The following is a 14,793-nucleotide window of genomic DNA, read 5'->3' on the forward strand; positions in this document are numbered from 1 at the left end:
GAAAAATTCTTATTTCTTATCCTCTGAATTACTTTGCCTAATGAGTGGAAACCCCTAGTTTTAGCGGGTTTTCAGGCCCGCCCGAGACCTTATATTGCTGCCCGCATCCAGGCCGGGCGCGGCGCGGCGTCCAGCCAGTTCTTCACGATCAACCCTAGTTCGGTATCCCCGGATATCCGCAGGCGCCGTTGAAAGAACAGGGTATCGGCATCGGTGTCGCCGCGCGCCATGCCGATCAGGTCCGCCAAAACCGCGCCCAGCTCCAGGTCGGCCGGCGCGCGGGTCCAGGCCGGGCGGAATGCGCCGCCTTGCACCGAGAAGCCGGCACGCACGCCCAGGTCGTCGATGGTGATGGCAAAAGTACGGCCGTCCAGTTCGGCGGGTGGCGCCAGCCACTTGACGCGACGCGCCAGTTCCAGCCCCGCCGCCATGTGCAACGACGCCAGCGGCGCCGGCACGCGGCGCCCCAACGCCGCCAGAAAGGCCGGAATGTGCGCGGGCGCCGTCATGCCGTGGCCTCCAGCAGTTCGATGCCCGAGCGGCCGTGGTAATAGCCGTTGCATCGCCCCATGCCGGCCGGTGGCAGCACCGTGCCCGCGGGTTGGCCATGGCGTATGGCATCCAGCGCGGCAATGGCCTCGTGCGTGCCGGCCGACTGCGGATTGACGCGCAAGACGTCGACGCCCATCCGCGCCAGCTCGCTGGCCTGCGCCAGTAGATCCAGGCACGCGGCGGACTGCACCTGGATGCCGTTGATGCTGAGAAATTCACGCGATTCACGCGTGCGCATGTCCAGGCCATCGGGATGCTCAATGCAGCGAAAGCCACACTCGTCTTTCTTCAAGCGAAAATGCCGCGCGGTAAAGCAGCGCGCCGAGAACGCCAGCGCCATGCGACCCCACACCAGCGTTTCGGCGGCCAGCCCGACGGGCCGCTCTTGCAGCAGCCGCGCCAACGTTTCGCCGTCCATCTCCAGCGGCGCCACAAAACGCATGGCGCCCTGCTGCGCCAGCCATTGCAGCGTGCCGCCGTGATACGCGTTCACGTGCGGCCCCGCCACAAATGGCCGCCCGGCCAGATGCCGCACCGCGCCCAGCTCGCCCGCTTCGATCATGAAGTCGTCCTGCGCGCACAGCTTCTTCAAGGCGCTGGCTTCCGCCCCCGTCTCGATCAAGGTGCGGCCCGACAGCACCACCGTCTTGCCTGCGGCGCGCAGGTCGTGCGCCAGGTCGCGCCAGTCGTCCGCGCGCAATTCATGGCGGCGGCTACAGACGGTTTCGCCCACATAAAGAATGTCAGCCGGGCCGTCCGCCAAGGCGGCGTAGAAGTCCAGCGTGTCGCGCCGAGTCCAGTAGTACAGCAGCGGCCCGACCGATATTTGATATTGCTTGGGATTCATTTCCATGGCCGTTCAAATGCGCCTTGTGTGACTTGGGATCCTTCCGCGTGGCGCGCCAGCAAGGCGTTCCACTTGGCCAGCGGGGCAAAGCGCGCGGGGTCGGCCTGCGCGCTGTCCAGCGCGGCGCGCAGTGTGGCGACCACCTGCGCCACATAGGCCGGGCTGCGCTGGCGGCCCTCGATCTTGATGGCGCGCACGCCCATCTGCGCCAGGCGCGGCAACAGGCCGATGGCGTTCAGGCTGGTGGGTTCTTCCAGCGCATGATCGTCGCGGCCATCAACTTGAAACCGCCCCTTGCACAGCGTGGGGTACGCGGCCGGTTCGCCGGGTTCGTAGCGGTCGATCAAAATGCCCGACAAGCGTGCGTCCATGCGGCCGTTCGCTTCCACCCAGCGCACTGCATGGGCGGGCGAGCACACGCCCTTGTTGTTGGGGGAATCGCCCGTGGCGTACGACGACAGCAGGCAGCGGCCCTCGGCCATCACGCACAGGCTGCCAAAGCCGAACACTTCGACTTCGACGCTGACGTTGGCGCAGATGCGCGCCACTTCCGACAAGGTCAGCACGCGCGGCAACACCACGCGGCGGATGCCGAATTGTTCCTTCATCAGTTCGATGGCGTCGGCGTGCGTGGCCGACCCTTGCACTGACAGGTGCAGGCGCAGGTCGGGATAGCGATCACTGGCATAGGCCAACAGGCCTGGGTCGGCCATGATGACGGCGTCGGCGCCCAGGGCGTGCGCGGCATCCACCGCCGCGTGCCACTCGGCCGCCCTGCCCGCCTGCACAAAGGTGTTGATGGCGAACAGCACCTGGCGTCCGCGCCGATGCGCAAGCTCGACGCCGAGGCGTATGTCGTTTTCAGAGAAATTCAGCCCGGCGAAGTTGCGGGCGTTGGTGGCGTTGCGCAGGCCGAGATAGACGGTATCGGCGCCGGCATCCAATGCGGCGGTCAGCGCCGCAAGGCTACCGGCCGGCGCCACCAGTTCCAGGGGATGGGAAGAGGTTTCCATGCCCGGCAGTCTAGAGTCCGGCGCACACGCGGGCCTTGTCGCAAATCAAACTTGGCCCGGCTGGGCTGGCCCCGGGGCGCATCCCCGAGGCACCGCCCCGCGCGCGCCGCCGGCTTACATGGGCGCTTGCCCATCCGGTGCAATCTTGCGCACCACGTAGCCCATCGGTATCCAGCGGTTCTTGCCGGCCACCATCGATACGGTTTCGGTGGCGGGCATATTGAGGAACTTGGTGGAAAAAATCACGTTCACGTATTGCCCTTGCGGCAGGTCGGCCGGGTCGGACACGCGCACCACCTGTAGCCACTCGCGCTTCGTGTGGCGGCCGACTTCATTGCGCAACTGGCTCAGGTATTCGGACCAGCCCTGCTTGTCCACGCTCTTTTTCATGATGTCGCTGCTGGCGCTCCACATCTTGTCCGTGGCGCCGCTATCCGACATCGACGCCCATTGCTGGGCCGCCGTCACCGCGCTGTCCAGCGACGGATCGGCCGCTAGCGCCGGCGCCGCCAGCAACAGGGCGCCGCTGAAGAGGCCGACGCGCAAGGCGCGAGAAATCAGAGTTTGTTGTTGCATAAATCCTCACTGTGAAAAGATAAACACCGCATTGGCACAAGCACTGCACAAGCCCACCGGCTTGCCGGAAAATCGTTCCGGCAAGCCGACGTTCCCTTACCACTGATAGCCCGCTCCGATCACCGCGCCATACGTACCGCGCGTGTTGGTGGAACCGGACAGCTTGTAGACCCAATTGCCGCTGGCCGACACGGTGGACAAGCCCATCGCAAAGCCCTGCTGCCCGTCGTACGTGCTGCCGGCGATGGAGAACATGCCCCGGCCCGGCGCGTAGGCTTGCGCCAGACCCGCCACCGCCAACGCCGTGGCCGTGCCGCCCGCCGCATCGCGGCGATAGCGATCGACGTCGTTGCGCAGGTTCTGGAACTTGCCGTCGGTGTAGGCGTTGGACTGCTGCACCGCGCCGCCCAGCCCGGCGTTCAACTGCTGCACGTTGACGGCGTCGTTGTTGTCGACGCCATCGGCCACGTTGCTGAGCGTGACCGGTGCCCCGCCGTTGCCCAGCGTGACGCGCGAGTAGTCAACCGCGCCCGTGCCCGGCGTGGTGACGTACTGCACCGAGCCCTGCTTGGCCGCGTCCAACTGCTGCACGTTGACCGCGTCCGTCTGCGCCGTGCCGGCCGCCACGTTGGTCACCTGGCGTTCCTTGCCGGCCGCCCCGACGGACACGACGTTGGCACGTCCGCCGTCGGTACTGCCCGCCCCCAGCGCCACCGAGTTGGCGCCACGCGCTTCGGCGCCGTTGCCCAACGCGGTGCTACCGTCACCCGAGGCGACGGCGCCCGCGCCGGCCGCGGTGGCATCCGCGCCGGTGGCCGTGGGCGCCGGTGTGGCGCTGGCCTGGTTCACCTGGAACATGCCGCTGCCGCCTTGCGTCAAGCCGCTATTGACGGTGGCGATCTGCTGGTCGGTGTACAGGTTGGCTTGCGTCACCGCGCCATCCAGCTGCCGCAGGTTCACGGCGTCAGTAGCGTTTTGCGCGTCGGCCACGTTGCTGACGGTGCGTTCCGCGCCCGCCGTGCCCACGGACACCGTGCCAGCGATGGTGTTGGACACGCCCGAGTACTTGCCGGTGTAGGCCGGCGCCGCGCCCATGTCGGCCACCGCATCGGCGCCCAGCGCCACGTCGCCCGCTTGCAATGCCTGCGCACCAGTGCCCAGCGCCACGGTGTTATCCCCGGCGGCGCTGGCGGAGCCGCCCAGCGCCACGCTGCGATCACCCGCGGCGCTCGCCGAGGCGCCCAAGGCCAACGACTGCGAGCCCCCGGCCAGGGCCGACGAGCCCAAGGCCACGGCCGAGTCCAGCGCGGATCGCGCGGAGGACCCGATGGCAATGCCGTTGGTGGCAGTGCTGTCCACTTCCGCCGCCAGCCCAATGCCGATGCCCGAGTCCCCGTTGACCACCGCTTCGGGTCCGACGGCGATGGCGTCCGTGCCCACCGACAACGAATCCACCAACGTGCTGTTGGCGTGGAAGTACTGGGTGCCCGTTACTGCAACCGACGCGATGGCTCCTTGCAGTTGGCGCACCGTCACGGCGTCCTGCGCTTGTGTGCCATCGGCCACGTTGATGACCTGGCGCAGCATGCCTGGCGCGCCCACCGAGAACGCCCCCGGCGCCACGGCGCGTGTCGCGGCGCGCGTCACGGCGGCCCGATCCGAGATGGAGCCTTCGCCGATGGCGATACCGCCATCCACAGTGACTTGCGTGTTGGCGCCCAAGGCCAGGCTGCCCGCGCCGTCCGCCTGGGCGTTGTAGCCGATGGCGGTCGAGCCCTGTCCCCTTGCAAATGCGTTGCTCGGTGTCATCCCGGTGTCGTTGGTGCGCTCGTAACGAACGCCCTGACCGTTGGTGGTCGGGTCAACCGTGCCCGCAAAGTTGTTTACGGTCGTGGTCAACTCCGACATCGCTTCGTTGGTGGCGAACAGCTGCGCTCCGTTCACGGCATCCCAACTGGTTGCGCTGAGCACGCCCGGCGCCACGCTGGTGATGATGCTGGGTCCGCCGATGCTGCCGTGCGCGGCCGTGTAGGCGCCCACGCCACCGTTGGACGACGGGTCCCACATCAAGGCGTCGGTATTCACCTGCGCCAGACGCGTATTCACGGTTTGCAATTGGCGCACGTTGACCGCATCGGTCAGGTCGCTGCCCGGCGCCACGTTGGTCAGCTTGCGCAGGTTGCCCGGCGAGCCCACCGAGACTTCGCCCGCCGAGCTGATCGTGCCCGCCAGGCCAAAGGCCACATACGCGTTCTGCGCGCCCATCGACACCACCGACCCCTGGCCCAAGGCCACGTTGGCGCCGGTCAAGCCGGCATTGACGGTCGCCCCCTGGCCCAGCACCGTGGATTTGGCCACGCCGTTGTCGGTAGCCTGGTTGCCCAGCACGACCGATGCCGCACCCGTGGCCAGCGCGCCAAAGCCGCCCGCCGCGCTGTTGGCGCCTGCTGCCAATGGTTGCGCGGTGGTGACCGACGCGTCCGCCACAAACGGCCCCGACTTGCCGCTGCTGATGTTCGACACGGTGGCATCCAGCCCACCGATTGCGTTGCCCAACGTCGTGTAGGTATTGCCCTGCACGGTGTAGGTGGGCGCGCTGATCGAACCGGTGACCGGGTCATAGGCCGATCCGCCGCCCAGGCCGGTTGCCACGCTGGTGGCCAGCGTGTTCAAGCCCGCTGTCGCTGCGTTCGACACGCCCGTCAGTTGCCCGACGTTGACCGCATCGGTTGCCGCACTGCCCGCTGCAAGGTTGGTGATCTTGCGTTCGGCACCTGCGGAACCAAGGGACACTTCACCGCTGGAGCTTTGGGCTGCCGACAAGCCAATCGCGGTGTAGCCGATTTCAGCACCGATCGTTGCGGTTGAACCTTGACCCAGCGCCACGTTAGAGCCCGTCAGGCCCGCCGTGATCGACGCGCCTTGACCCAGGACGGTTGAACCGGCCACGGCATTATCCGTCGCAGAGTTACCCAAGACGGTCGACGCGGCGCCGCTTGCCGAAGCCCCGAAGCCACCCGCCGACGCATCAGCGCCGGAGGCCACGGCTTGCGCCGTCGTCACGCTGTTGTCCGACACAAAGGGGCCAACGTTGCCGCTGCTCAGGCCCGCAACTGCGGAGTCCAGGCCGGAGACAGTGGAGTCCAGGCCAGCCACTGCCGAGTCCAGGCCGGAAACGGCGGAGTCCAAACCGGTGACCGCGGAGTCCAGCCCGCCGATGGCGCTGCCCAAATTGGAGTACGTATTGCCTTGCACGCTGTAGGCCGGCGCGGTCACCGAGCCGGTCGTCGGATCGAATGCCGATCCGCCGCCCAGGTTGGATGCCACGCTAATGCCCAGCGTATTCAAACCAGACGTTGCCGCGTTCGACACGCCCGTCAGTTGACCGACGTTCACGGCATCGGTGGCTGCGCTGCCCGCTGCAAGATTCGTGATCTTGCGTTCGGCACCTGCCGAGCCAAGGGACACTTCACCGCTGGAGCTTTGGGGTGCCGTCAGTCCGATTGCGGTGTAGCCGGTTTCGGCACCGATCGTTGCCATCGAACCTTGACCCAGCGCCACGTTAGAACCCGTCAGCCCCGCCGTGATCGACGCGCCTTGACCCAGGACAGTCGAATCCGCCACCGCGTTATCCGTCGCGGAATTGCCCAGGACCGTCGACGCGGCGCCCGTTGCCGAAGCCCCGAAGCCACCCGCCGACGCGTCGGCGCCCGACGCGACGGCCTGCGTCGTCGTCACGCTGTTGTCCGACACAAAGGGGCCGATGTTGCCGCTGCTCAGGCCGGCAACTGCGGAGTCCAGGCCAGAAACCGCAGAGTCCAAGCCCGAAACCGCGGAGTCCAAACCGGAAACCGCAGAGTCCAGGCCAGCCACTGCCGAGTCCAGACCGGTGACTGCGGAGTCCAGCCCGCCAATGGCGCCGCCCAGGTTGGAGTACGAATTGCCTTGCACACCGTAGCTGGGAGCGGTAACCGTGCCGGTCGTCGGATCGAATGCCGATCCGCCACCCAGGTTGGATGCCACGCTCGTGCCCAGCGTATTCAAACCAGACGTCGCCGCGTTCGACACCCCCGTCAATTGCCCGACGTTCACGGCGTCGGTGGCTGCGCTGCCCGCTGCAAGGTTAGTGATCTTGCGTTCGGCGCCCACCGAGCCCAGCGACACTTCACCGCTGGAGCTTTGGGGTGCCGACAAGCCGATCGCGCTGTAGCCGGTTTCGGCACCGATCGCCGCAATCGAGCCTTGACCCAACGCCACGTTAGAACCCGTCAGCCCCGCCGTGATCGACGCGCCTTGGCCCAGGACAGTCGAATCCGCCACCGCGTTATCCGTCGCGGAATTGCCCAGAACCGTTGATGCCGCTCCGGTGGCCGAAGCCCCGAAGCCACCTGCCGACGCATCGGCGCCCGACGCCACGGCTTGGGTCGTCGTCACGCTGTTGTCCGACACAAAAGGCCCGATGTTGCCGCTGCTCAGGCCGGCAACTGCGGAGTCCAGGCCGGAGACAGTGGAGTCCAGGCCAGCCACTGCCGAGTCCAAACCGGTGACTGCCGAGTCCAGACCGGTGACTGCGGAGTCCAGCCCGCCAATAGCGCCGCCCAGGTTGGAGTACGTATCGCCTTGCACACCGTAGCTGGGCGCGGTAACCGTGCCGGTCGTCGGATCAAACGCCGATCCGCCACCCAAGTTGGACGCCACGCTCGTGCCCAGCGTATTCAAACCAGACTTCGCCGCGTTCGACACCCCCGTCAGTTGCCCGACGTTCACGGCGTCGGTTGCAGCGCTGCCCGCTGCAAGATTCGTGATCTTGCGTTCGGCACCTGCCGAGCCAAGGGACACTTCACCGCTGGAGCTTTGGGCTGCCGACAAGCCAATCGCGGTGTAGCCGGTTTCAGCACCAATCGTTGCCGTCGAACCTTGGCCCAGTGCCACGTTAGAACCCGTCAGCCCCGCCGTGATCGACGCGCCTTGGCCCAGGACAGTCGAATCCGCCACCGCGTTATCCGTCGCGGAATTGCCCAGAACCGTTGATGCCGCTCCGGTGGCCGAAGCCCCGAAGCCACCTGCCGACGCATCGGCGCCCGACGCCACGGCTTGCGTCGTCGTCACGCTGTTGTCCGACACAAACGGCCCGATGTTGCCGCTGCTCAGGCCGGCAACTGCGGAGTCCAGGCCGGAGACCGCTGAGTCCAAACCGGAAACCGCAGAGTCCAGGCCAGCCACTGCCGAGTCCAGACCGGTGACTGCCGAATCCAGCCCGCCGATGGCGCCGCCCAAATTGGAGTACGTATTGCCTTGCACACCGTAGCTGGGCGCGGTAACCGTGCCGGTCGTCGGATCGAATGCCGATCCACCGCCCAGGTTGGATGCCAAGCTCGTGCCCAGCGTATTCAGGCCCGATGTTGCCGCGTTCGACACACCCGTCAGTTGCCCGACGTTGACGGCGTCGGTGGCTGCGCTGCCCGCTGCAAGATTGGTGATCTTGCGTTCGGCGCCCGCCGAGCCCAGCGACACTTCACCGCTGGACCTTTGGGGTGCCGTCAGTCCGATTGCGGTGTAGCCGGTTTCGGCACCTATCGTTGCCGTTGAGCCTTGACCCAGCGCCACGTTAGAACCCGTCAGCCCCGCCGTGATCGACGCGCCTTGGCCCAGGACAGTCGAATCCGCCACCGCGTTATCCGTCGCGGAATTGCCCAGGACCGTCGACGCGGCGCCCGTTGCCGAAGCCCCGAAGCCACCCGCCGACGCATCGGCGCCCGACGCGACGGCTTGCGTCGTCGTCACGCTGTTGTCCGACACAAAAGGCCCGATGTTGCCGCTGCTCAGGCCGGCAACTGCGGAGTCCAGGCCGGAGACCGCTGAGTCCAAACCGGAAACCGCAGAGTCCAGGCCAGCCACTGCCGAGTCCAGGCCGGAGACTGCCGAGTCCAGACCGGTGACTGCCGAGTCCAGCCCGCCAATGGCGCCGCCCAGGTTGGAGTACGAATTGCCTTGCACACCGTAGCTGGGCGCGGTAACCGTGCCGGTCGTCGGATCAAATGCCGATCCGCCGCCCAGGTTGGATGCCACGCTTGTGCCCAGCGTATTCAAACCAGACGTCGCCGCGTTCGACACCCCCGTCAGTTGACCGACGTTCACGGCATCGGTTGCCGCGCTACCCGCTGCAACATTGGTGATCTTGCGTTCGGCACCCGCCGAACCCAGCGACACTTCACCGCTGGAGCTTTGTGCCGCCGTCAGCCCGATGGCGGTGTAGCCGGTTTCAGATCCAACCGCGGCCGTCGAGCCTTGACCCAACGCCACGTTAGAACCCGTCAGCCCCGCCGCAACCGACGCGCCTTGACCGAGCACAGTGGAATCCGCCACCGCGTTATCCGTCGCCGAGTTACCGACGACCGTCGACGCCGCGCCCGTTGCCGAAGCGCCGAAGCCGCCCGCCACTGCATCGGCACCGGAGGCGACCGGTTGCAATGCCGTCACGCTGTCGTCCGACACGAATGGCCCGGTGCTGCCGCTGCTGATGCCGCTTACCGCGGAATCCAGCTGGCTCAGCGCGTCGCCCACGTTGTTGTAGGTGCCGCCCTGGATGCCGAAGCTGGGCGGCGCGACCTGGCCGGTGGCCGGGTTATAGGCGGACCCCCCGCCCAGGCCCGTCGCCACGCTGGCGCCCAGGTTGGACGCCGCGCCGCTCAGTTGCGCCACGTTGACGGCGTCGGTCGGCGCCTTGCCGGCCGCCAGGTTGGTGACCTTGCGCTGGATGGTGCTGGATCCCACCGACACCTCGCCATCGGAATCTTGCGCGGTGGACAAGCCGAACGCCGTGTAGCCGGTCTGCGAACCGGTGGCCGCGCTGGAGTCCTGCCCCAGCGCCACGTTCGAACCCGACACGCCCGTGGCGATGTGCGCGCCCTGCCCCAGTACCGTCGAGCCGGCGACCGCATTGTCGGTGGCTTCGTTGCCGACCACCGTGGACGCCGCGCCGGTTGCCGATGCACCGAAGCCGCCGGCGCTGCTGTTCGCGCCCGACGCCACCGCCTGCGTGGTGGTGACGCTGTTGTCGGACACGAACGGCCCCGTATCGCCCGTCAGCAAACTGCTGATAGCCGCGTCCGTGCCCGCGAACGCCGCGCCCACATTGGCGTAGGACGTGCCCTGCACGGTGTAGCTGGGCGCACTGACCGTGCCGGCCGCGCTGCTGTAGGTCGCCCCCCCGCCCAGGCCCGTTGCCAGGCTCGTGCCCAGGTTGGACGCGGCGCCGCTCAGCTGCGCCACGTTGACGGCGTCATTCAGCGCGCTGCCGGCCGCCACGTTGCTGATCTTGCGGCGGTTGGCCGACGTGCCCACCGAGACTTCGCCGGCCGACGTCTGCGTGGCCGACAAGCCGAACGCGGTGTAGCCGGTTTGCGACCCTGTGCTGGCGTTGGCGTTCTGCCCCAGCGCCACGTTCGAGCCGGACAAGCCGGCCGTAACGCGCGCGCCTTGCCCGATCACCGTGGAATTGGCCACGGCGTTGTCGGTGGCCTGATTGCCCACCACGGTCGATGCTCCGCCCGTGGCCGATGACCCAAATCCCCCTGCGCTGCTGTTCGCCGCCGAGGCCACCGCCTGCGTCGCGGTCACGCTGTTGTCCGAAACGAACGGACCGGTTTTACCCGTCGCCAGATTGGTCAGGGCGGTGTTGGCACCCGTCAACGCCGCGCCCACGTTGGCGTAGGACGTGCCTTGAATCGTGTAGCCGGGCGCGCTGACCGTGCCGGCCGCGCTGCTGTAGGCGGCCCCGCCGCCCAGGCTCGTGGCCAGGCTGGTGCCCAGGTTGGATGCCGCGCCCGTCAACTGGCCGACGTTCACCGCGTCCGTCGCCGCGCTGCCTGCCGCTACGTTGGTGATTTTGCGACGGCTGGCGCCTGTGCCTACCGACATCTCACCACCCGAGGTCTGCGTCGCCGCCAAGCCAAAGGCGGTATAGCCGGTCTGCGAACCCACTGTGGCCGACGCCCCCTGGCCCACCGCCACGTTGGAACCCGACAGGCCCGAGGCGACCAACGCGCCTTGCCCGATCACGGTGGAATTGGCCACCGCGTTATCGGTGGCCAGATTGCCCACCACCGTCGATGCCGCACCGGTCGCCGACGAGCCAAAGCCGCCCGCGCTGCTGTTCGCGGCAGAGGCCACGGCTTGCGTCGTGGTCGCGCTGTTGTCTGAGACGAACGGTCCCGTGTCGCCCGACACCAGGTTGGAAATGGCCGTGTTGGCCCCCGTCAATGCCGCGCCCACGTTCGTGTATGCCGTCCCCTGCACCGTGTAGCTGGGCGCGCTGACCGTGCCCGCCGTGCTGTTGTAGGTAGCGCCACCGCCCAGGCCGGTGGCCAGGCTGCTGCCTACGTTGGACGCCGCGCCGCTCAGCTGACCCACGTTCACGGCGTCGGTCAGTGCGCTGCCGGCCGCCACGTTGGTGATTTTGCGACGGCTGCCGGCCGTGCCGACCGACACTTCACCGGCGGAGCTCTGCGCCGCCGCCAGGCCGAACGAGGAATAACCGGCTTGCGACCCGATCGTCGCCGTCGAACCTTGACCAAGCACCACGTTCTTGCCCGTCAAGCCTGCCGTGACCGACGCCCCCTGGCCCAGGACGGCGGAGTTGGCAACCGCGTTATCGCTCGATTGGTTGCCTACCACGGTGGATGCCGCGCCGGTAGCCGACGCGCCGAAACCGCCCGCGGCCGCGCCGGCGCCCGAGGACACCGCCTGCACCGTGGTCACGCTGCTGTCGGATACAAAGGGGCCGATCTTGCCCGTCGCCAGGTTCGTCACCGCCGTGTTAAGCCCGCCTATCGCGGTGCCCACGTTGGTGTAGGACGTGCCTTGCACGCTGTAGGTTGGCGTGCCGATGGTGCCGGTAGCCGCCGTGTAGGTCGCGCCGCCGCCCAGGTTGGTGGCAACGCTGGTGCCCACGTTGTTCATGCCCGAGTTGGCCGCGCTGGTCACCGCCGTCATCTGCCGCACGGTGACGGCGTCCGTCAGATCGGAGCCATCCGCCAGGTTCTTGATCTGGCGCTTGCCGGTGGCCGTGCCGACAGAAATGGCGCCCACGCCCATATTCGACGTGTTGTCGAAGGCGATACCCGCGATCGGCCCCGCCGTGCTGGGCGACACCACACCGCTGGTCTGTATGTTGGTCGAGCCCACCGCGTTCGTGCCCAGTGCAACGCCGCCCGGCACGGTCGATGTCGCGCCCGCGCCCAGCGCTATGGATGCGATGCCGGTCGCCTGCGCCCCGACACCGATGGCGATGGCGTTGCCCGCCCCCGCCGTGGCCGTCTTGCCGAACGCCATGTCGTTCAGCCCGGTGGCGGCGGCGCTGGCGCCGATCGCCACGGCGTCGGTTCCCGTTGCCCCGGAGTTGGCGCGGGTATTGCTGCCCGCCCCTGTAACCGTTGAGTTCGCGTTGAAATAGTTGGTGGGCGTGGACGCCCCGGCAGAGATCTGCTGCGCCACGGCGTACAGCTGCGAGCCGTTGACCGCATCGGTGCTGTTCGAACTGAGCAGGCCCGTCGCCACGCGCTGGATGCGGCGTACAGAACCCGCATCGCCCACGCTGACGACCCCGGTGGGCGTACCCTGGCCGCCACCAAAACTGTAGGTGTTGCCGCCGATCGTGCTGCTGCCGTACGACGTCACGCCGGCCGTGCTGGTGGACAGCGCCGCTGTCGTCGACGCATTGCTGCCCAGGGCCACGGAGTTTGCGATGTTGGTGTTGGCGAGATATCCCAGCGCCACCGTGCGGTCCACCGTGACGTTGCTGCCCGCGCCACGGCCTGCTGCCAGGTTGTCGTCGCCCGACACGCTCTGGCCCGCGTCCTGCCCGATGGCGGTGGTGCCCTCGCCCGTGGCCAGCGATCCCGCGTACGCGCCGATGGCGGTGTTCTGCCCACGGCTAGCCAAGGTGCCTGTGCCCGCGCCTACGCCGATGAAGGTGTCTTCCAGCCCTTGAGCGATGGCGCCCTGGCCGATCGCGACCGACGAGGTGCCCGTGGCGAAGGCATTGGCGCCCAACGCCACCGAGTTCGACCCGGCCGCACTGCTTTGATAACCGACCGTGACGCTATTGGTGCCCGCGGTCACGGTTTGATAGCCGATCGCGACGGCCTGGCCGGATGTCGCGGCGGCCTGATAGCCCAGCGCAATGGTGCTGGCCGAAGTGGCCAGCGAACCCGAGCCCATGGCGATGGATGCCAGCCCCGTTGCCGTATTCAAGTCGCCGATGGCGACCGCGCCTTGCCCCGTTGCCGGGTTGGTGTTGCCGATGGCCACCGCGCCGCGCCCCGAGGCATTGGACGAAAAGCCCGCGCCGAATGCGCCGTTACCGCCGTGCGCCTGCGATCCCGAACCCAGTGCCACAGCCCCCGGCGTGATAGCCGAGTTTGCGTTGCCTATCGCCAGCGCGCCGATTGCGGTCGCGTTATTTTCAGCGCCGACGGCCACCGCGCCCGTGCCGGTGGCCGTGTTCGGATCTCCGATTGCCACGGCGCCGTCGCCCGTCGCGCTTTGCTGACGTCCGATGGCCACCGCGCCCCCCGTCGCCGTGGCGGCGTTGGCCGCGGTGCCCGCCGAACCGATCGCCACGTTCTGGCCGGTGGCGTTGGACCTGGCTCCATCGCCTACGGCGATGCCGAAAGCGCCGATTGCGCGTGCATCACGGCCCACCGCGATGCCCGACGTTGCCACGGCGGTCACCGAAGACTGCCCGCCGATAGCGATGCCGTTGATGGCGGCTGAAGAAGCGCCGTTCGTGGCGTTGCCTCCCAGCGCGACCGCGCCCGCAGCGGTGGCACGCGCGCCATTGCCCGCGGCCAGGGAACTGCCGCCGCTGGCTTGCGCGTTGTTGCCGACTGCCGTGTCGTTGATCGGGCCACCAACGGTCGCACCTGCAACAGCGCTGGACCCGATCGCCAATGAGTTCTGATTCATCGCCTGCGCGTTGACGCCGGTGGCAATCGAGCCGATGCCGCTGGAGGCGGCGCCCGCACCCAACGCCACTGCGCCGGTCGCAGTCGCTGTCGACGAGACGCCTATGGACACGGCATTGCCCGCGCCGGTGCTGGCCAATTGGCCCAGGGCGACGGTGCTATTGCCACTTGCCGTTGTATTCAGCCCCATGGACACGGAGCCCGCGCCAAGCGCTGTCGATCCCGTGCCCACCGCCAAGGAACTGTTGCCCGACGCCGTCGAGCCTTGGCCCAAGGCCGTCGCGCCCGTATTGGAAGCGGTAGAGCCTGCGCCCACGGCCACGGTATTGTTTGCGCCTGCGTTCGCGCTGGACCCGAATGCCGTCGCGCCGATACCAGTGGCCGAGGACTGCGAGCCCACACCCGTCGCATTGTTGCCGGTTGTCGAGGAAAGGCGCCCTATCGCAATGGAGTTGGATCCCGTGGCAATCGACACGTCGCCAATGGCGATACTGACGTTCGTTGCGGTTGCCCCGGAACCGCCGCCGATGGCAATAGAGTTTGCGTCGACCGAGGCGGGCGTAAGCCCCCCGGTCGTGATGGGGTTGGTGATCAAACCTTGGATGGCGGTACCCGCCCAGACCGTCCCTCCCATTGCCGCCGCAAGTATCAATGGCGCCGCGATGCCGCCCGCCCTGCGCAACGCGGCTTGCCGCGCACCTCGATTGGACTTTCCACGGGATTTCGTCAATTCCGACACGACGACCCACGCACCGGTCACACGGTTCCAAACGAGGCTATAGATTTTATTCACGGCCAATCTCCATTGACGAATTTCGCGATTCGCCAGCAGTAAATG

The 14,793-nt window shown here is 67.7% G+C and carries 5 protein-coding genes; all 5 read right to left on the reverse strand.

Annotation, left to right across the window (positions count from 1 at the left end; translation table 11 throughout):
* Nucleotides 1-89: 89 nt before the first annotated feature.
* The 5 genes from DVB37_RS14620 to DVB37_RS14640 all read right to left on the reverse strand — a co-directional run bounded on the left by DVB37_RS14620 (nucleotide 90) and on the right by DVB37_RS14640 (nucleotide 14,748).
* Nucleotides 90-509: an SCP2 domain-containing protein gene (locus tag DVB37_RS14620; RefSeq protein WP_120155899.1), complete on the reverse strand. Its 420-nt coding sequence runs from the start codon at nucleotides 507-509 to the stop codon at nucleotides 90-92.
* Nucleotides 506-1,399, reverse strand: a complete 894-nt coding sequence (locus DVB37_RS14625; protein WP_046806744.1) for a U32 family peptidase — start codon at nucleotides 1,397-1,399, stop codon at nucleotides 506-508. The genes DVB37_RS14620 and DVB37_RS14625 overlap by 4 nt, the downstream gene beginning before the upstream one ends.
* The gene (locus tag DVB37_RS14630) at nucleotides 1,396-2,412 is read right to left on the reverse strand and encodes a peptidase U32 family protein (protein WP_120155901.1); all 1,017 of its coding nucleotides are present in this window, start codon (nucleotides 2,410-2,412) and stop codon (nucleotides 1,396-1,398) included. Before DVB37_RS14630 ends, DVB37_RS14625 begins: the two co-directional genes overlap by 4 nt.
* A gap of 114 nt (nucleotides 2,413-2,526) precedes the next feature.
* Nucleotides 2,527-2,988, reverse strand: coding sequence for a DUF4019 domain-containing protein (locus tag DVB37_RS14635; protein ID WP_104145796.1), 462 nt, complete (start codon nucleotides 2,986-2,988; stop codon nucleotides 2,527-2,529).
* A 96-nt stretch (nucleotides 2,989-3,084) separates the two neighbouring features.
* Complete coding sequence (locus DVB37_RS14640; protein WP_162941217.1) at nucleotides 3,085-14,748, reverse strand: ESPR-type extended signal peptide-containing protein; 11,664 nt, start codon at nucleotides 14,746-14,748, stop codon at nucleotides 3,085-3,087.
* Between the last annotated feature and the right edge of the window lie 45 nt (nucleotides 14,749-14,793).

Source organism: Achromobacter sp. B7 (assembly GCF_003600685.1).
Classification (GTDB): domain Bacteria; phylum Pseudomonadota; class Gammaproteobacteria; order Burkholderiales; family Burkholderiaceae_B; genus Achromobacter; species Achromobacter spanius_B.

Coding starts and splice junctions, on each gene's coding strand:
- DVB37_RS14620 (WP_120155899.1), bottom strand. CDS start 509: ATGACGGCGCCCGCGCACATTCCGGCCTTTCTGGCGGCGTTGGGGCGC.
- DVB37_RS14630 (WP_120155901.1), bottom strand. CDS start 2,412: ATGGAAACCTCTTCCCATCCCCTGGAACTGGTGGCGCCGGCCGGTAGC.
- DVB37_RS14625 (WP_046806744.1), bottom strand. CDS start 1,399: ATGAATCCCAAGCAATATCAAATATCGGTCGGGCCGCTGCTGTACTAC.
- DVB37_RS14635 (WP_104145796.1), bottom strand. CDS start 2,988: ATGCAACAACAAACTCTGATTTCTCGCGCCTTGCGCGTCGGCCTCTTC.